This window comes from Streptomyces sp. 35G-GA-8 (genome assembly GCF_023534745.1).
Lineage (GTDB): Bacteria > Actinomycetota > Actinomycetes > Streptomycetales > Streptomycetaceae > Streptomyces.
This window is the reverse complement of sequence record NZ_JAMHJQ010000015.1, coordinates 129,195-147,926: the sequence shown is the minus strand read 5'-3', so window position 1 is coordinate 147,926 and position 18,732 is coordinate 129,195. Positions and strand designations below refer to the sequence as shown.

Annotated in this window: 13 protein-coding genes; 10 read left to right on the top strand and 3 right to left on the bottom strand. The window is 69.3% G+C overall.

Annotated elements, in window-relative coordinates; genetic code table 11:
- Window positions 1-146 precede the first annotated feature (146 nt).
- The 3 genes from M1203_RS30475 to M1203_RS30465 all read left to right on the top strand — a co-directional run bounded on the left by M1203_RS30475 (window position 147) and on the right by M1203_RS30465 (window position 3,923).
- Window positions 147-1,034, top strand: coding sequence for an FCD domain-containing protein (locus M1203_RS30475; protein WP_249953050.1), 888 nt, complete (start codon window positions 147-149; stop codon window positions 1,032-1,034).
- A gap of 340 nt (window positions 1,035-1,374) precedes the next feature.
- Window positions 1,375-2,925 carry an RNA polymerase sigma factor gene (locus M1203_RS30470; protein ID WP_249953049.1) on the top strand — a complete coding sequence of 517 codons (1,551 nt, stop codon included), beginning with the start codon at window positions 1,375-1,377 and terminating at the stop codon, window positions 2,923-2,925.
- A gap of 149 nt (window positions 2,926-3,074) precedes the next feature.
- A complete protein-coding gene (locus tag M1203_RS30465; RefSeq protein ID WP_249953048.1) occupies window positions 3,075-3,923 on the top strand; it encodes a serine protease in 849 nt (282 codons plus the stop codon).
- 193 nt (window positions 3,924-4,116) lie between these two features.
- Here M1203_RS30465 and M1203_RS30460 read toward each other — a convergent pair whose 3' ends face one another.
- Window positions 4,117-4,347, bottom strand: a complete 231-nt coding sequence (locus M1203_RS30460) for a hypothetical protein (protein ID WP_030350144.1) — start codon at window positions 4,345-4,347, stop codon at window positions 4,117-4,119.
- A 455-nt stretch (window positions 4,348-4,802) separates the two neighbouring features.
- On the opposite strand from M1203_RS30460, the gene M1203_RS30455 reads away from it, so the two are divergent.
- The 6 genes from M1203_RS30455 to M1203_RS30430 all read left to right on the top strand — a co-directional run bounded on the left by M1203_RS30455 (window position 4,803) and on the right by M1203_RS30430 (window position 11,620).
- On the top strand, window positions 4,803-6,926 hold the full coding sequence (locus tag M1203_RS30455; protein ID WP_249953047.1) for a DNA topoisomerase IV subunit B: 2,124 nt from the start codon (window positions 4,803-4,805) through the stop codon (window positions 6,924-6,926).
- 149 nt (window positions 6,927-7,075) lie between these two features.
- Window positions 7,076-7,585 carry a CcdC protein domain-containing protein gene (locus M1203_RS30450; protein ID WP_249953046.1) on the top strand — a complete coding sequence of 170 codons (510 nt, stop codon included), beginning with the start codon at window positions 7,076-7,078 and terminating at the stop codon, window positions 7,583-7,585.
- Window positions 7,582-8,766 carry a histidine kinase gene (locus M1203_RS30445; protein WP_249953045.1) on the top strand — a complete coding sequence of 395 codons (1,185 nt, stop codon included), beginning with the start codon at window positions 7,582-7,584 and terminating at the stop codon, window positions 8,764-8,766. The genes M1203_RS30450 and M1203_RS30445 overlap by 4 nt, the downstream gene beginning before the upstream one ends.
- Window positions 8,763-9,431: a response regulator transcription factor gene (locus tag M1203_RS30440; RefSeq protein WP_249953044.1), complete on the top strand. Its 669-nt coding sequence runs from the start codon at window positions 8,763-8,765 to the stop codon at window positions 9,429-9,431. Before M1203_RS30445 ends, M1203_RS30440 begins: the two co-directional genes overlap by 4 nt.
- A gap of 99 nt (window positions 9,432-9,530) precedes the next feature.
- Window positions 9,531-10,034, top strand: a complete 504-nt coding sequence (locus tag M1203_RS30435; protein ID WP_249953043.1) for a DUF485 domain-containing protein — start codon at window positions 9,531-9,533, stop codon at window positions 10,032-10,034.
- A complete protein-coding gene (locus M1203_RS30430; protein ID WP_249953042.1) occupies window positions 10,031-11,620 on the top strand; it encodes a cation acetate symporter in 1,590 nt (529 codons plus the stop codon). The genes M1203_RS30435 and M1203_RS30430 overlap by 4 nt, the downstream gene beginning before the upstream one ends.
- A 73-nt stretch (window positions 11,621-11,693) precedes the next feature.
- Here M1203_RS30430 and M1203_RS30425 read toward each other — a convergent pair whose 3' ends face one another.
- Entirely contained in the window at window positions 11,694-12,371 is a 678-nt protein-coding gene (locus M1203_RS30425) for a response regulator (protein ID WP_249953041.1), read from the bottom strand.
- Window positions 12,368-14,077: a sensor histidine kinase gene (locus M1203_RS30420; protein ID WP_249953040.1), complete on the bottom strand. Its 1,710-nt coding sequence runs from the start codon at window positions 14,075-14,077 to the stop codon at window positions 12,368-12,370. The genes M1203_RS30425 and M1203_RS30420 overlap by 4 nt, the downstream gene beginning before the upstream one ends.
- Window positions 14,078-14,397: 320 nt before the next feature.
- Here M1203_RS30420 and M1203_RS30415 point away from each other — a divergent pair, with 320 nt between their 5' ends.
- Window positions 14,398-18,687 carry a discoidin domain-containing protein gene (locus M1203_RS30415; RefSeq protein WP_249953039.1) on the top strand — a complete coding sequence of 1,430 codons (4,290 nt, stop codon included), beginning with the start codon at window positions 14,398-14,400 and terminating at the stop codon, window positions 18,685-18,687.
- The last annotated feature ends 45 nt before the right edge of the window (window positions 18,688-18,732 follow it).

The window sequence follows — 18,732 nt, the reverse complement described above, 5'->3', positions numbered from 1 at the left end:
GACCGTTTCGCCGTGTTCGCAACTCCCCTGATAACGCCCACTTCTTTCCGATAAGGCGTCAATCGAAGGGCGGGCGCCGATCACCCTTTCGTGTGCTTTTCACCAAAGACCTCAAGGGTCGCGGGAGCAACGCCGACAAAGGATGCGTGAGTACCCTTGCGCACACCATGATGACCGCCGCCCGTTCCGTCGAGTCCGGCCTCGCCGAGCCGGGTGAACTCGACCGCTACCCCTTCGCGGAGGCGCCCGGCGCCGACCGCGTCGCCGCCCCCGTCTGGGACGGCGCAGACACCGACTTGGGCCGGGTGGGACGACGCACGACGAGCAGCCGCGGCCGCGGGCTGCACGGCCAACTCGTCCAGCAGCTCGGCCAGATGATCGTCTCCGGTGATCTGGGCGCCGACCGGCCGCTCGTACCCGAGGAGATCGGCCAGCGCTTCGAGGTCTCCCGCACCGTGGTGCGGGAGTCGCTGCGCGTGCTGGAGGCCAAGGGCCTGGTGAGCGCCCGGCCCAATGTCGGTACCCGTGTCCGTCCGGTGAGCGACTGGAATCTGCTCGACCCCGACATCATCGAATGGCGGGCTTTCGGGCCGCAGCGCGACGATCAGCGCCGCGAGCTGAGTGAGCTGCGCTGGACGATCGAGCCCCTCGCCGCGCGGCTGGCGGCCGGCCATGGCCGGGCGGATGTCCAGCAGCGGCTCACCGACATGGTGGGGATCATGAGCCACGCCCTCGCGCAGGGTGATTCGATCACCTTTTCGCGTGCGGACGCCGAATATCACTCCCTGCTGATCCAGCTCGCCGGCAACCGCATGCTGGAGCACCTCTCGGGGATCGTCTCGGCGGCCCTCCAGGTCTCCGGCGGCCCGGTCACCGGATGCGACAGGCCCACCGAGGCGTCGCTCTCCCATCACGCGCGGATCGTCGACGCCCTCGCCGCCGGTGACGCGCACGCCGCCGAATCGGCCATGCGTCAACTTCTCACCGTCCAGCCTGAAGTGGAGCGTGTCGTTCCGGCACCGCGCGAGCACTGAGCGCCGCCGAGGGGCGGGCGTACGGGGAGGTACGCGTCGTGTGTCGCCGGACCCGGGGGGTCCGGCGACGCGATTGTGGGGCCTTAAATCCGCCTTCTGGTTATTTTGTCGCAAATGGAGTGTGACTCGGGCCACGTGGAATGGGCGTAACACTCCTGGAGACAGCGCGATGACCTAAGAGGTGACAGCCGAGGAGGGAATACGTCCGCCACGCATGGCGCTGTATTCACCTCTGAGGCCCAAGCCCGCGCCGTCGGCACATCCCCAGCCGTCGGTCGTCGGCTCCGGTCCGATCCTGGGCGGGGCCGGAAGCCGTTTCCATCGTTCCGAGAGGTTGTTCGTGTCGGCCAGCACATCCCGTACGCTCCCGCCGGAGATCGCCGAGTCCGAGTCTGTGATGGCGCTCATCGAGCGGGGAAAGGCTGATGGGCAGATCGCCGGCGATGACGTGCGTCGGGCCTTCGAGGCCGACCAGATTCCGCCAACCCAGTGGAAGAATGTTCTGCGCAGCCTCAACCAGATCCTCGAGGAAGAGGGTGTGACGCTGATGGTCAGTGCCGCGGAGTCGCCGAAGCGCACCCGCAAGAGCGTCGCAGCGAAGAGCCCGGTCAAGCGCACCGCCACCAAGACCGTCGCGGCCAAGACGACCACGACGAAGACCGTCGCGGCCGCCACCTCGGCTCCGGCGGCAGAGATCGTGGAAGCCACGGCCGACGAGGCCGGCGCCCCCGCCAAGAAGGCGGCCGCGAAGAAGACGGTGGCCAAGAAGGCCACGGTCAAGAAGACCGCCGCGAAGAAGACGACCGCCAAGAAGGCCGTCGGCAAGAAGGACTCCGACGAGGCCGCCGAGGGCGAAGAGCCCATCGATGAGGTGCAGGCGGGCAAGGGCGAGGAGGAGGAGACCGAGGGCGAGAACAAGGGCTTCGTACTCTCCGACGACGACGAGGACGACGCGCCGGCCCAGCAGGTCGCCGTCGCCGGTGCCACCGCCGACCCGGTCAAGGACTATCTGAAGCAGATCGGCAAGGTCCCGCTCCTCAACGCGGAGCAGGAGGTCGAGCTGGCCAAGCGCATCGAGGCGGGTCTCTTCGCCGAGGACAAGCTGGCCAACTCCGACAAGCTCGCGCCGAAGCTCAAGCGCGAGCTGGAGATCATCGCCGAGGACGGCCGCCGGGCCAAGAACCACCTGCTGGAGGCCAACCTCCGACTGGTGGTCTCGCTGGCCAAGCGCTACACCGGCCGCGGCATGCTTTTCCTGGACCTGATCCAGGAGGGCAACCTCGGTCTGATCCGCGCGGTCGAGAAGTTCGACTACACCAAGGGCTACAAGTTCTCCACGTACGCCACCTGGTGGATCCGGCAGGCGATCACCCGCGCCATGGCCGACCAGGCCCGCACCATCCGTATCCCGGTGCACATGGTCGAGGTCATCAACAAGCTCGCGCGGGTGCAGCGCCAGATGCTCCAGGACCTGGGCCGCGAGCCCACCCCGGAGGAGCTGGCCAAGGAACTCGACATGACCCCCGAGAAGGTCATCGAGGTCCAGAAGTACGGCCGTGAGCCGATCTCGCTGCACACTCCGCTGGGCGAGGACGGCGACAGCGAGTTCGGAGACCTCATCGAGGACTCCGAGGCGGTCGTCCCTGCCGACGCCGTGAGCTTCACGCTCCTCCAGGAGCAGCTGCACTCGGTGCTCGACACCCTCTCCGAACGTGAGGCGGGCGTGGTCTCCATGCGCTTCGGTCTCACGGACGGCCAGCCCAAGACGCTGGACGAGATCGGCAAGGTCTACGGCGTGACGCGCGAGCGCATCCGTCAGATCGAGTCCAAGACGATGTCGAAGCTGCGCCACCCCTCGCGTTCGCAGGTTCTGCGCGACTACCTGGACTAGTCGCTGAGCCCCAGGGGGCGCGCGAAGCACGAGTGAAGGCCCGGATGCCACCGAGGATCCGGGCCTTCGCGTCGTGCGCGGGGGTGCGAGACTCGACCGGTGGGATGACTCTGGGTAGATCGGAGTCCACCGGAGAGTCAGGAGACTGTATGCGTCGTTCCGTTGCCCGAGTGCTGACCGGCGGACTGGCCGTGATCACCACCGGGGCGGTGCTGCCACTCGTCGCGGCTGTCCCCGCCGCTGCCGAACGGGTGATCGTCGGCGGTCAGGAGGTACGGATCGCCGACAGTCCATGGGTCGTGGCCCTGTCCAGTCGTGACCGTTTCGGGGGTACGCGTGCGGGCCAGTTCTGCGGAGGTGTGGTGGTGGCGCCGACGAAAGTGCTGACCGCCGCCCACTGTGTGGGCAGGGACGTCCTCGGGGCGGCCCCCAAGGACGTACCGGACCTCCGCGTCATCGCGGGCCGTGAACGGCTGCGCGGCTCCGGCGGGCGTGAGGTCGCCGTACGGTCCGTCCAGGTGGATCCGGCGTACGAGCCGCGTACCAACGCGTCGGACCTCGCCGTACTGACGCTCGCGCGGGCACTGCCCGAGGAGTACGCGATCCGGCCGGCGGAGCCGGGGGACCCGGCCGCGGCGCCGGGCACCGACGCGACGGTCTACGGCTGGGGTGATACCTCGGGAGACGCCGAGTACGCGCAGACGCTGCGCTCCGCGCGTGTGAAGGTGCTGCCGGACTCAAGCTGCGAGCGGGCGTACCCGGGCGGCTCAGGGGACCGTTACGAGCCTTCCACGATGCTCTGTGCGGGCGATCCCCAGGGCGGGCATGACGCGTGCCAGGGGGACAGCGGCGGGCCGCTGGTGGCCCAGGGGCGGCTTATCGGGCTCGTCTCCTGGGGGAGTGGCTGCGGGCGCGCCGACAGTCCGGGCGTCTACACCAGGATCACCATGGGCGCGCGTGCCGTCGCCGACGCGGTGGGCGCACGGGCCCGGCGGTGATCGGCGTCGGATTCCGGCCCTGACGCGGGGACCCGGGGTTCGCACGCCGACGTGCGGTCTCCACGTCGAACGGGACGGCCACGACGAAACGGGACGGCCACGACGACGAGAACGGGCGGTCACCCTGCGGTACAGGGGTGGCCGCCCGTCGGCCGGCTCGGGCCGGCCCTTGGCTCGTCGTGGATGCGAGGTGTCAGTGTTCCTCTTCACCGCCGCCGGCCGGTACGGCCGTCAGTCGGTCGGTCTCATCCTGTATTTCCGCGGCGATCTTCTTGAGTTCCGGCTCGAACTTGCGTCCGTGATGGGCGCAGAAGAGCAGTTCACCACCGCTGGACAGGAGGACGCGCAGATAGGCCTGGGCGCCGCACCGGTCGCAGCGATCAGCCGCGGTCAGCGGGCTCGCGGGGGTCAGAACAGTAGTCACGTCGCCTCTTCTCTAGCTCGACGAGCTGTCGTACCAGGGTCAACATCCAACCAGGCCGAAAACGTTCCCGCTCTCGGCTTTTCCTCGAAAGTTTCTTCCGTTGTGGCTGACTGCTGACGATTGGCGGCGAATGGGCCGTATTGCTCGCGGGGCTTCGCACTACGGGTTTCGCGTTGCTTGACGTCGCTTGTCAGGGTGATCGCCCTCGCCGGCCGGCTTGCCGGTTGTTGATGAGGACGTGCCCGGAGCCTAAATGGTTCATGCCTGGAAGGGAACGTGATGTGTGCTTCACTCCATCGAAGGATCGAACACCTATGCGACCTTGGACTAGCATGAGAATTCGCGAGGGTGGCGTGACAACGGCTCTACCAGGCCTCTGTACCCTCTGACCGGTGACAGACGCCGGGCCTTTACCCCACGGGGGCCCATCTCAAATTCAGCGAGGAGCGAACCGCGTGACCGCCGATACGTCCGTGCCGTCCACTGCGCTGCTGACAGCAGACCGTGACGGCTCCAACTACACCGCGCGGCACCTGCTCGTCCTTGAAGGGCTCGAAGCGGTCCGCAAACGCCCCGGAATGTATATCGGCTCGACCGACAGCCGCGGCCTGATGCACTGCCTCTGGGAGATCATCGACAACTCCGTCGACGAGGCCCTGGGCGGCTACTGCGACCACATCGAGGTGATCCTCCACGAGGACGGCTCGGTCGAGGTCAAGGACAACGGCCGGGGTATCCCCGTCGATGTCGAGCCCAAGACCGGTCTCTCCGGCATCGAGGTCGTGATGACCAAGCTGCACGCCGGCGGAAAGTTCGGCGGCGGCTCGTACGCCGCCTCGGGCGGCCTGCACGGCGTGGGCGCCTCCGTCGTCAACGCCCTCTCCGCCCGGCTGGACGTCGAGGTGGACCGCAACACCACGCACTCGATCAGCTTCCGCCGCGGTGTCCCCGGAATGTTCACCGAGCAGGGCCCCGACAGCCCCTTCGATCCCGCGAGCGGGCTCCGCAAGGGCAAGCGGGTGCCCAAGGGCCGCACCGGCACGCGCGTGCGCTACTGGGCCGACCGGCAGATCTTCCTCAAGGACGCCAAGCTCTCCCTGGAGACGCTCCACCAGCGTGCCCGGCAGACCGCCTTCCTGGTCCCCGGACTGACGATCGTCGTCAGGGACGAGCGGGGTCTGGGCGAGGGCGAGGACGGCGGCGTCAGCGAGGAGACGTTCCGGTTCGACGGCGGCATCAGTGAGTTCTGTGAATATCTCGCGCAGGACAAGGCCGTCTGCGATGTGCTGCGGCTGACCGGACAGGGCACCTTCAAGGAGACCGTGCCGGTCCTGGACGACCGCGGGCACATGACCCCCACCGAGGTCACCCGCGAGCTGGGCGTCGATGTCGCCCTGCGCTGGGGCACCGGATACGACACGATCGTCAAGTCGTTCGTGAACATCATCGCCACCCCCAAGGGCGGCACCCATGTGAGCGGATTCGAGCGTTCTCTGACCAAAACGGTCAATGAGGCGCTGCGCTCGACGAAGATGCTGCGCGTCGCGGAGGACGACGTCGTCAAGGACGACGCCCTGGAGGGCCTGACGGCCGTGGTCACGGTTCGGCTCGCCGAGCCGCAGTTCGAGGGCCAGACCAAGGAGGTCCTCGGTACGTCCGCGGCCAACCGGATCGTCGCCAATGTCATCGCCAAGGAGCTCAAGGCGTTCCTGACCTCGACGAAGCGCGACGCCAAGGCGCAGGCCCGCGCGGTGCTGGAGAAAACCGTCGCCGCGGCCCGTACGCGGATCGCGGCCCGTCAGCACAAGGAGGCGCAGCGCAGGAAGACGGCGCTGGAGACCTCCTCGCTGCCGGCCAAGCTCGCCGACTGCCGCAGTGACGATGTCGACCGCAGCGAGCTGTTCATCGTGGAGGGCGACTCCGCGCTCGGTACGGCCAAGCTCGCCAGGAACAGCGAGTTCCAGGCACTGCTGCCGATCCGGGGCAAGATCCTCAATGTCCAGAAGTCATCCGTCTCGGACATGCTCAAGAACGCCGAGTGCGGGGCGATCATCCAGGTCATAGGGGCCGGCTCGGGCCGGACGTTCGACATCGACGCGGCCCGTTACGGCAAGATCGTGCTGCTGGTCGACGCCGATGTCGACGGCGCCCATATCCGCTGTCTGCTGCTCACGCTCTTCCAGCGCTACATGCGGCCGATGGTGGAGGCGGGCCGGGTCTTCGCCGCCGTGCCGCCGCTGCACCGGATCGAGCTGGTCCAGCCCAAGAAGGGCCAGGACAAGTACGTCTACACGTACTCGGACAACGAGCTGCGGCAGACGCTGCTGGAGTTCCAGCGCAAGAACGTGCGCTTCAAGGACTCCATCCAGCGCTACAAGGGCCTCGGTGAGATGGACGCCGACCAGCTGGCGGAGACCACGATGGACCCCCGCCACCGCACCCTGCGGCGGATCAACATCGGGGACCTGGAGTCGTCCGAGCAGATCTTCGATCTGCTGATGGGCAATGAGGTGGCTCCCCGCAAGGAGTTCATCACCAGCTCCGCGGCGACGCTGGACCGCTCGCGCATCGACGCCTGACGCGGATGTCAGGGGCTTACGGGAGCATGGTCTCCACCCACGGGTGGAGACCGCGCCTCCACCCGCGATCAACCTCCGCGCTGATGCTCTGACCTGGTATTTCTCCGTAGCGTCGAAGTCGTTGAACTTCGTCGTCCCCGGAGGCCCTGATGTCCTTGCTCGTCAACGTGCTGGTGGTCGTCGCGGTGGTCGTCCTGATCGCCGCCCGCCAGCTCAAGCCCCAGCGGGTCACCGCCGACGGGCACCGCTGGCTGGTGCTGCCCGTCATCCTGGTCGTGATCGCGCTGCGCGAGCCCGGTCCTCTCGATCCCCGGGAACCGTCGCTGTCGGCGCTGCTGCTCGGCGCCGAGCTGGTCGTGGGGCTGCTGATGGGCTACGGCTGGGCCCGGACCAGCCGTATCTGGACCGAGCGGGACGGCTCGGTGTGGTCGAAGGGTACGAAGGCGACCGCCGGGGTCTGGGTCGCGGGGATCGCCCTGCGGCTGGGGCTCATGGGCGTCGGCGCGCTGCTCGGCGTCCACCAGGGCAGCGGAGCGGTGCTGCTCGCGCTCGCCGCCTCGGTGCTGGTCCGCAGGGGGCTGCTGGTGTGGTGGGCCCGCGCCGGCCGGCCGTCGTACGGTGACGACGTAGCCGCCGCAGCGTGGAAGGACCGTGTGTGACCCCCGAGGCCTGGAGCAACTGGCCTTCCCGGGAAGCTCTCTCCCGGGAAGGCCGCACCGATACCCGGCGATGGCTGTACCGCGGTGTACGTGTGCTGGCCCTCGGCGCCCTGCTGTGGGCCGTCTTCAGCGAGCGCCGGGTGACCGGCTGGGGCGCGGTCGCGGCTGTCGCCGCGGTGCTGTTCATCGGATTCCTCGCCTGGTGCTTCTTCCGCGCCACGCTGCGCAACGATCTCTGGTCGTCGGTCGGGCTGCTCGTGCTGCTGATGGGCGGGGCGGTCGTCGCGCGGCACGCCGGGTTCGCGGTCCCGGCCACGGTGCTGTGGTGGGGCTGCGCGGTCGTCGCCATGGCGCGGCTGCCGCTCGTCGCCGCGCTGCCCACCACCCTCGCGGCCCTCGGCGGCTTCGCGGCGTACAACCAGGACAGCTGGCTCACCACCACGATCACCACCGCCGGGCTGCTCCTCGCCGGGTACGTACGGCGGCTCGACGCGGAGGCGCGCGGCAACGGCCGGCGGCTGCTGGCCCAGGAACGCGCCGCCCTCGCCGCCGAGGCGGAGTCGGCCGCCCTCACGGAGCGCGCCAGGATCGCCCGGGACATCCATGACGTCCTGGCGCACAGCCTCTCGGCGCAGCTCGTCCATCTGGAGGCGGCGCGGTTGCGGATCGAGCGCGAGCCGCACGGCCCCTTCCGCGACCAGATCCTGGAACGGGTCGTCGCCGCCCGCTCCATGGCGCGCGAAGGGCTCGCCGAGACCCGTCAGGCGCTCTCCGCGCTGCGTGGCGATATGCCGCCCCTCGGCGACTACCTGCGTGAACTGGCCGCGATGGACGGTGCCGAGGTCGAGATCGCGGGCGAGCCCCGGCCGCTGCCCGCGGAGGCGTCCCAGACGGTGCGCCGGGTGGTGCAGGAGGCGCTGACCAACGTACGGAAACACGCCCCGGGCGCCCGGGTGCTGATCCGGCTCACGTACGGCGCGGACGAGGTGACGCTGGACGTACGGGACTCCGGCGGGAAGGGCGCGGCCCCGGCCGGGCTGGGCGCCTCGGGCTCCGGGTACGGTCTGCTGGGGATGAAGGAGCGCGCCGAACTGCTCGGCGGCACTCTGGAGGCCGGTCCGGGAGGCCCGGACGATCCGGGCGAGAAGGGTTTCAACGTGCGTTTGCGAGTGCCCGCATGACGGCGAGGTTGATCGTCGCCGACGATCAGGCCGTGGTGCGCGAGGGCATCGTGATGCTGCTCGGGCTGCTGCCGGGCATCGAGGTCGTCGGCGCCGCGAGGGACGGGGAGGAGGCCGTGGCGCTCGTCGCCGAACTCGCCCCCGATGTGGTCCTGATGGATCTGCGGATGCCGCGCTGCGACGGCGTGGAGGCCACCCGCCGTATCCGCGCGGAGCACCCGGGCACGCAGGTCGTGGTGCTCACGACGTATGCCGACGACGATTCGCTCTTCGCCGCGCTCCGGGCCGGCGCCCGCGGCTATCTCACCAAGGACGCGGGGGGCGAGGAGATCGTCCGGGCCGTCGACGACGTACTGGCGGGGCAGGCCGGACTGGCGCCCGCCGTGCAGCGCCGGCTGCTGGAGCGGGTCACGGACCCGCCCGCCGATCCCGCCCCGGCGGAGCTGCCCGACGGGCTCACCGCCCGCGAGGCGGAGGTGCTCTCGCTGGTCGCCGAGGGGCTCTCCAACAAGGAGATCGCGCAGCGGCTGCATATCGGGACGGCCACGGTGAAGACCCATATCAACAACCTCTTCGCCAAGACCGGTGTGCGCGATCGCGCACAGGCCGTGCGCTACGCCTATCAGCGCGGTCTTATCCCGCCACCCGGGACAACCATCACCTGATGGAGTGAAGCCCCGAGGGAGAGGAGTCCGGGATCTCCCCACTCTGCCCATCCTTCTTGCACGCGGCCGAAACGGTTCGCCGACAAGGAGAGTTGACCGGTGGAGAAGCAGGAAGGGCGTGACGCCGCGGCGGTGCGGTCCGACGCCCCGTGGTATGCGGCGCTGTCCCCGGACTGGGGCGACTGGGGAGACTGGGGCGGTACGGGCGGCTCCGCGGCGCCCGCCGCAGGGGCCCCCGGCTCCCGGGGCGCGACCGAGGCCGCCGACATCTACGCGGAGATCCGGCGCGGCGCGGCCTTCCAGGAGGTGCGCGGTCGTTACCGCCGGTTCGTCATTCCCGCCTCGCTGGCCTTCCTCGGCTGGTACGTGGTGTATCTGGTGGCGGCGACGGCCGCCCCGGAGCTGATGGCCCGGCCGGTCGCGGGCGCGGTGAATGTGGCGATGGTCGCGGGCCTCGGCCAGTTCCTCTCCACCTTCCTGCTGACCTGGGCGTACGCGCGCCATGCCCGGCTGCACCGGGACCGCGCGGCGCTCGAACTGCGCTGGGCCGTGTTCGACCGGCGGACGCGCGGCGCCGAGGAGGACGAGGGGGACGAGCGGTGAGCGGCGACCACCAGACCCTGGCGCTCTCGCTGTTCAGCGTGTTCGTCGCGATCACGCTGGGGATCACCACGTGGGTGAGCCGCCGCCGGCGGGGTTCCGTCGAGGAGTTCTACGCGGGCGGCCGGCTCTTCTCGCCCATGGAGAACGGATTCGCCATCGCCGGGGACTATATGTCGGCGGCCTCGTTTCTCGGGATCTCGGGTCTGATCGCCCTCTTCGGCTATGACGGCCTGCTCTACTCGGTCGGCTTTCTCGTCGCCTGGCTGGTCGTGCTGTTCCTGGTGGCCGAACTCGTCCGTAACGTCGGCCGGTTCACCCTCGCCGATGTGGTCGCGGCCCGGATGCGCGAACGTCCCGTACGGATCGCCGCGGGCATCTCCTCGGTCACCGTCTCCGTGCTCTATCTGGTCGCGCAGATGGTCGGCGCGGGCAGTCTGGTCGCGCTGCTGCTCGGCGGCACGAGCGGCGCGGCGCGCACCTGGACCGTGATCGGTGTGGGCACGCTGATGGTCGTCCATGTCTCGCTCGGCGGGATGCGCGCCACTACCTGGATCCAGATCGTCAAGACGGTCCTGCTGATGGCGGGCGCGATCGCGCTGACCGTGCTCGTCCTGATCCGCTTCCACGGAAACATCGACGAGCTGCTGAACACGGCGGCGGCCCGGAGCGGCCACGGCAAGGACTTCCTCGCGCCGGGACTGCGGTACGGCGGCGACTGGACCGCGCGGATCGACTTCATCAGCCTCGGCCTGGCGCTCGTTCTCGGCACGGCCGGACTGCCGCACATCCTCTCGCGCTTCTCCACCGTGCCGACCGCGCTCGCCGCCCGCCGCTCGGTCATCTGGTCCATCGGGCTGATCGGCGGCTTCTATCTGATGACGATCGTGCTCGGGTTCGGCGCCGCCGCGCTGGTCGGCACGGACGCGGTACGTGCCTCCGACGCGGCAGGGAACACCGCGGTCCCGCTGCTCGCCCTCGACCTCGGCGGCGGGGCGGGATCGACCGGTGGGACGGTGCTCTTCGCGGTGGTCGCGGCGATCGCCTTCGCGACCATCCTCGCCGTCGTCGCGGGCATCACGCTCGCCTCCTCGGCCTCCGTCGCCCACGATCTCCACGCCTCGCTCAAGCGCGCGCACACCGACCTGGGTGAGGTGGCCGTGGCGCGGCTGGCGGCGGCCGGAATCGGCGCGGTGGCGATCGCGCTCGGTCTGCTGGCCCAGAACCTGAACGTGGCCTTCCTGGTCGGGCTCGCCTTCGCGGTCGCGGCCTCCGCCCATCTGCCTGTGCTGCTCTACTCGCTGTTCTGGCGGAACTTCACCACGCGCGGCGCGGTCTGGTCGGTGTACGGGGGGCTGATTCCGGCGGTCCTGCTGGTGGTGGTCTCGCCGGTCGTCTCGGGGAGCCCCGAGTCGCTCTTCCCCTGGGCGGATTTCGCCGTCTTCCCGCTCCAGAACCCGGGGGTGGTCTCCATCCCGCTGGGCTTCCTTGCGGGCTGGCTCGGTACGGTCACCTCCTCCGAACCGCCGGACGCGGCGAAGCACGCGGAAACCGAGGTCAGAGCGCTGACGGGGGCGGGCGCGGTCTGAGGTCCCTCGTGCGGGGAGGGCGGCTGTGCGGAGGGCGGCTCAGGCCGGGGACACGGGCCGGGAAACGGACCCGTCAGCCGCTCGACGCCCAGGCGTAGCGGTGCTCCGGGCGCCCCGTCTCCCCGTACCGCAGGGTGAGCCGTACCCGCCCGGCCCGCTCCAGCAGCTTGAGATAGCGCTGCGCGGTCTGCCGGCTCATCCCCGCGCGCTCCGCGATCTCCTGCGCGGAGAGCGGTCCGTCGGCGCCCATCAGCACCTTGCGCACCACCTCGGCGGTGGTGGGGGAGTGGCCCTTGGGGAGGGCGGGGGCGGTCGCGGCGGAGAGGGCCCCGAACATCCGGTCCACTTCCGACTGTTCCGCCTCGCCGCCGCCCTCCAGGGTGCGGCGCAGCGTCGCGTACGCCTCCAGCTTGGCCCGTAGCCCGGCGAAGTTGAACGGTTTGACCAGGTACTGGAGCGCGCCGTGGCGCATCGCGGACTGGACGGTGGCGACATCGCGCGCCGCCGTGACCATGATCACGTCGGTCTGATGGCCGAGCCGCCGCAACTCCCGCACCACGGCGAGCCCGTTCTCGTCCGGGAGGTAGTGGTCGAGAAGGATGAGATCTACGGAATGTTCGGCGATCAGGCCCAGTGCCTCGGCGGCGGTGTGTGCCTGGGCCACCACCCGGAAGCCCGCGACCTTGGCCACATAGGCCGTATTGATCTGCGCGACCCGGATGTCGTCGTCCACGACCAGTACGTCGATCATCGTGTCTCCCCTGCCGTGGCCTGCTCGCGGGCCGTTCCGGGTGACTCCCCGCCGCCGGTGCTCCCGTCGCGCTCCATGCTCCCGCCGGGTTCCGCTTCCGTCAGCGCCTCCGGCAGGACGACCGTGAACTCCGCGCCGCCGTGCGCCCCCGCGCCGACCCGCGCGCTGCCGCCCTGCCGCTCGGCGAGTCTGCGCACCAGGGCGAGCCCGAGACCGCGTTTGCCGTGCGCCGGGGGTTCCTTGGTCGACCAGCCCTCGGAGAAGACCAGTTCACGCTGGTCGGGCGGGACACCGGGGCCGCTGTCGGAGATCACGAGAACGACCGTACGGCCTTCGGCGCGCAGCTCCACCTCGATCCGCGGGTCCTCGGAGCCGGCCGCCGCGTCGAGCGCGTTGTCGACGAGGTTGCCGACGACCGTGACCAGGCCCTGTGGATCGATCAGCCGGTCCGGCAGCAGCGTGCCGGGGGAGAGCCGCAGCGAGACGCCGCGCTCCGCCGCGACCGTGGCCTTGCCGACCAGCAGCGCGGCCGGCAGCGGATCATGGATCCGCTCGGTGATCTGCTCGGCGGTGGCCCGGTGCACCCCGACGACCTCGGTGACGAACTCCACCGCCTCCTCGTGCATCTCCAGCTCCAGCAGCCCCAGCAGCGTATGCATCCGGTTCGCGTGCTCGTGGTCCTGGGCGCGCAGGGCGTCGATCAGCCCCTTGGTGGCGTCCAGCTCCCGGCCGAGCCGCTCCAGCTCGGTACGGTCGCGGAGGGTCACGACGGCGCCCCCGTCGTCGGTGGACATCCGGTTGGCGACCAGGACGCGGCTGCCCTGGACGGCCAGCAGATCCTCGCCCACCACCCGCCCCGCCAGCACCTCGGTGGTGCGTCCCGCACCGAGCACGTCCTCCAGCGGCCGTCCGATGGCCTCGGGGCCGAACCCCAGCAGCCGCTGCGCCTCGTCGTTCATCAGCCGGATCCTGCCGGTCCCGTCGAGCGCGACCACGCCTTCCCGCAGGCTGTGCAGCATGGCCTCGCGCTCGGTGAGCAGCGCCGAGATATCGGAGAAGGCCAGGTCATGGGTCTGCCGCTGAAGGCGTCTGGAGATCAGATACGCGGCGAGCGCCCCGGCGGCCAGCGCGCCGCCCGCGTACGCGAGCAGCCCGGGGATCGCGGCCAGGAACCGGTCGCGGACGCTGTCGTACGCGATACCGACCGAGACGGCCCCGACGATCTGCCCGCTCTCGTCCCGCAGTGGCACCTTGCCCCGCGCGGACCGGCCGAGGGTGCCGCTGTCCAGCTCCATGACCTCCTTGCCCGCGAGCGCGTCGCTGGGATCGGTGGAGACCACCCTGCCGATCTGGTCCAGGTCGGTGTGCGACCAGCGCACCCCGCGTCTGTCCATGATCACCACATACTCGGCGCCGGTGGACTGTCTGATGCGCTCGGCCTCGGCCTGTACGGGGCCACCGGCGGTGGGGTCGGTGGCCACGAGATCGGCGGCCACATCGGTGGAGGCCGTGGTCTCGGCGATCGCCAGCGCGCGACGCATCGCCTGGTCGTCCAGTTCGGCGCTGAAGGGCGCGAGAAAGAGCCCCGTGGCCAGCACGGTGACGCCCGCGGCGATGGCGAGCTGCATCAGCAGCACCTGCGAGAAGACCCGGCGTGGCCAGCCGAATCGCCGTCGTCTGCCCGCGGTGCTCGGTGCGGCGTTCATATGTACGAACGGTAGAGGGCCGGACGCCCTTTCCGAAACTTCCACATTGACGCAAATGGCTTGCAAGATTTGCGGCGCGCTTACGGTTCCCTGCTGAGCGGCCGGAAACCGGGGTGTGTGGCGCATTGGCGGCCAACCCGGCTGAGGAACCTGGGGATTTGGTTCTGTCCGAGCGGTGGACGACCTCGCATTTCTCTGCAACTCTCTGACCGCTAAACGCAAAAGACTCTGTTCAGCAGTGCAGAAACGCCTGTCCTACAGGTACGCAGCCAGAGCCGCGCCCTCGTCGCCCCCGCGCCGAGGCCGAAGATCGGGGATCCATGAGATCGCTACGCCGGAGATGGCGGGTCCTCTCCGCCGCCATAGCCACCAGTCTTTTGATGATCGGCTGGCCGTCGATGACCGCTGCGGCGGCCGACGGTCCCAATGTCGCCGCGGGGCGGACCGCGGCGGCGAGCACGACTTCGGGCGACGGGACCGCCCGGAACGTGACCGACGGGGATCAGTCCACGTACTGGGAGGGCGACGGCAAGAAGTTCCCCCAGTGGGTGCAGTCGGACCTGGGGTCGAGCAAGCGCGTCGACCAGGTGGTGCTGAAGCTCCCCGCGGGGTGGGAGTCCCGGAAGCAGACGCTCTCCCTCCAGGGCAGCGCGGACGGCACCAGCTTCTCGACGCTGAAGTCCTCCGCCACGTACACCTTCAGCAAGGGGGCGGGCAACAAGGTCACCGTGTCCTTCCCGGCCACCAAGGCACGCTTCGTACGGGCGAACATCACGGGCAACACGGCGGGGAAGAAGGCCCAGCTCTCCGAGCTGGAGGTGCACACCGCCGCCGCGGCGTCGGTCAACCTCGCCCTCGGCAGGACGCTCACGGCGAGCAGCTTCACCGAGGTCTACGGGCCGGGCAACGCCAATGACGGCAACAAGGCCAGCTACTGGGAGAGCAGGAACAACGCCTTCCCGCAGTGGATCCAGGCCGATCTCGGCACCTCGGTCCGCGTCAACCAGGTCGTGCTGAAGCTGCCGGACGGCTGGGGCGCCAGGGACCAGACGCTGAAGATCCAGGGGAGCGAGAACAACTCCACCTTCTCGGATCTGACGGCGTCCAAGGCGTACACCTTCAACGCCGCGGGCGGCCAGGCGGTGACGATCCCCTTCGACGCCGTCACCACGCGCTACGTCCGCGTGCTGATCACCGCCAATACCGGCCAGCCCGGCGGCCAGCTCTCCGAGCTGGAGATCTACGGACCCGAGACCGGTGACACGCAGGCGCCCACCGCGCCCACGGAGCTGGCCTACACCGAACCGGCCACCGGTCAGATCAAGCTGACCTGGAAGGCGTCCACCGACAACACGGGCGTGACCGGCTACGACATCTACGCCAACAACGAGCTGCGCACCAGCGTCGCCGGCAATGTGACGACGTTCACCGACACCCAGCCCACCGGTTCGACCGTCGCGTACTACGTACGGGCCAAGGACGCGGCCGGAAATGTCTCGGGCAACAGCAACACCGTCACCCGCCAGGGCAACACCGGTGACACGCAGGCGCCCACCATCCCCGCCAACCTCGCCTTCACCGAGCCGTCCTCCGGTCAGATCAAGCTGACCTGGGGCGCCTCGACGGACAACACGGGCGTGACGGGGTACGAGATCTACGCCAACAACGTGCTGCGCCAGACCGTGGCAGGCGATGTCACCACGTACACGGACACCCAGCCCGCCGGGACGACCGTCTCGTACTACGTACGGGCCAAGGACGCGGCGGGCAACCGGTCCGGCAACAGCAACACGGTCACCAGGAACGGCAGCAGCGGCTCGGCGTCGAACCTCGCCGTCGGCAAGCCCATCAGCGCGTCCTCGGTGATCCACACCTTTGTCGCGGAGAACGCCAACGACAACAGCGTCACCACCTACTGGGAGGGCGCGGGCGGCAGCTACCCCAATACCCTCACCGTGAAACTGGGCGCCAACGCGGACACCCAGAGCGTGGTCGTCAAGCTCAACCCGGACAGCAGCTGGGGACCGCGGACCCAGAACATCCAGGTACTGGGGCGTGAGCAGAGCGCGTCGGGCCTCACCAGCCTGGTGGCCGCCAAGGACTACGCGTTCAGCCCGGCGACCGGCAACGCGGTGACCATCCCGGTCAGCGCGCGCGTCGCCGACGTCCAGCTGAAGTTCACCTCCAACACCGGCGCGGGCGCCGGACAGGTGGCGGAGTTCCAGGTGCTCGGCGACCCGGCGCCCAACCCCGACCTCCAGGTCACGGCGGTCAGCGCGGCCCCCGCCGCGCCGGTCGAGTCCGACCCGATCACCCTGTCGGCGACCGTACGCAACGCCGGAGCGGTCGCCGCGCCGGCCAGCACGGTCGATTTCCAGCTCGGCGGCAGCAAGGCGGGCAGCGCTTCGGTGGGCGCCCTGGCGGCAGGCGCCTCGGCCACCGTCACGGCGAACATCGGCCCGCGTGACGCCGGTTCGTACCAGCTCGGCGCGGTCGCGGACCCGGCCAACGCGGTCATCGAGCAGAACGAGACCAACAACTCCTACACCAGCCCCACCCCGCTGGTGGTGAAGCCGGTCTCCAGCTCCGACCTGGTCGCCTCGACCGTCTCCACCTCACCGTCCTCGCCCTCGGCCGGGGACACCGTCACCTTCTCGGTGGCGATCAAGAACCAGGGCACGGTGGCCTCCGCGGCCGGCGCCCATGGCATCACGCTCTCCCTGCTCGACTCCAAGGGCGCCACGGTCAAGACCCTGACGGGCGCGTACAACGGCACCATCGCGGCCGGGGCGACCACCCCGCCGGTGGGCCTCGGCACCTGGGCCGCGGCCAACGGCTCGTACTCCGTGAAGGTGGTACTCGCCGACGACGCCAACGAACTGCCGGTCAAGCGCGCGAACAACACCAGCACCCAGCCGCTGTTCGTCGGGCGCGGCGCCAATATGCCGTACGACATGTACGAGGCGGAGGACGCCACCACGGGCGGCGGCGCACAGGTCGTCGGCCCGAACAGGACCATCGGTGATGTGGCGGGCGAGGCGTCGGGCCGTAAGGCCGTCACGCTCAACAACACCGGCAACTACGTCGAGTTCACCACCAGGGCCAGCACGAACACGCTGGTCACGCGATTCTCGATACCGGACTCGGCGGGCGGCGGTGGCATCGACTCCACCCTGAACGTCTATGTCGACGGCACGTTCCTCAAGGCGATCGACCTCACCTCGAAGTACGCGTGGCTGTACGGAGCGGAGGCCGGCCCCGGCAACTCGCCGAGCTCCGGCGCCCCCCGGCACATCTACGACGAGGCGAACCTGATGCTGGGCAGGACCGTCCCGGCGGGCAGCAAGATCAGGCTCCAGAAGGACGCGGCCAACACCACCACGTACGCGATCGACTTCATCAACCTGGAGCAGGTCACGCAGATCGCCAACCCGGATCCGGCCACGTACACGGTCCCGGCCGGATTCACCCACCAGGACGTGCAGAACGCCCTGGACCGGGTCCGGATGGACACCACGGGGAAGCTGGTCGGTGTCTATCTGCCGCCCGGTGACTACCAGACGTCCAGCAAGTTCCAGGTGTACGGGAAGCCGGTGAAGGTCGTCGGCGCGGGTCCCTGGTTCACCAGGTTCTACGCCCCGGCGACACAGCAGAACACCGATGTCGGCTTCCGCGCGGAGGCCGCGGCGAAGGGCTCGTCCTTCACCGGCTTCGCGTACTTCGGCAACTACACCTCGCGCATCGACGGTCCAGGCAAGGTGTTCGACTTCTCGAATGTCACCGACATCGTGATCGACAACATCTGGAACGAGCACATGGTCTGCCTCTACTGGGGCGCCAACACGGACAACATCACGATCAAGAACTCCCGGATCCGCAACATGTTCGCCGACGGCATCAACATGACCAACGGCAGCACGGACAACCACGTCGTCAACAACGACGCGCGGGCCACGGGCGACGACAGCTTCGCGCTGTTCTCGGCGATCGACGCCGGGGGCGCGGACATGAAGAACAACCTCTACGAGAACCTGACCTCGACCCTCACCTGGCGGGCCGCGGGTGTGGCCGTGTACGGCGGCTACAACAACACCTTCCGCAACATCCATATCGCGGACACGCTCGTGTACTCGGGCATCACGGTCAGCTCGCTGGACTTCGGCTACCCGATGAACGGCTTCGGGACCGATCCGACGACGATCGAGAACGTGTCGATCGTCCGGGCCGGCGGCCACTTCTGGGGGGCGCAGACCTTCCCGGGGATCTGGCTGTTCTCGGCGTCCAAGGTGTTCCAGGGGATCCGGATCAACAATGTCGACATCGTCGATCCGACCTACAGCGGCATCATGTTCCAGACCAACTATGTGGGCGGTCAGCCGCAGTTCCCGATCAAGGACACCATCCTCAGCGACATCTCGATCTCCGGGGCCCGCAAGAGCGGTGACGCGTTCGACGCGAAGTCCGGCTTCGGACTGTGGGCCAACGAGATGCCGGAGGCGGGCCAGGGCCCGGCCGTCGGTGAGGTCACCTTCAACGGTCTGACGCTCAACAACAACGCCGTGGACGTGAAAAACACCACGCCCAACTTCAAGATCAACATCAACCCGTAGGAGGGGCCTCGGGGCCCCCACGGGGCCGTAGTGTGGTGCCGGCCG

Coding starts and splice junctions, on each gene's coding strand:
- M1203_RS30465 (WP_249953048.1), top strand. CDS start 3,075: ATGCGTCGTTCCGTTGCCCGAGTGCTGACCGGCGGACTGGCCGTGATC.
- M1203_RS30450 (WP_249953046.1), top strand. CDS start 7,076: ATGTCCTTGCTCGTCAACGTGCTGGTGGTCGTCGCGGTGGTCGTCCTG.
- M1203_RS30440 (WP_249953044.1), top strand. CDS start 8,763: ATGACGGCGAGGTTGATCGTCGCCGACGATCAGGCCGTGGTGCGCGAG.
- M1203_RS30425 (WP_249953041.1), bottom strand. CDS start 12,371: ATGATCGACGTACTGGTCGTGGACGACGACATCCGGGTCGCGCAGATC.
- M1203_RS30420 (WP_249953040.1), bottom strand. CDS start 14,077: ATGAACGCCGCACCGAGCACCGCGGGCAGACGACGGCGATTCGGCTGG.
- M1203_RS30415 (WP_249953039.1), top strand. CDS start 14,398: ATGAGATCGCTACGCCGGAGATGGCGGGTCCTCTCCGCCGCCATAGCC.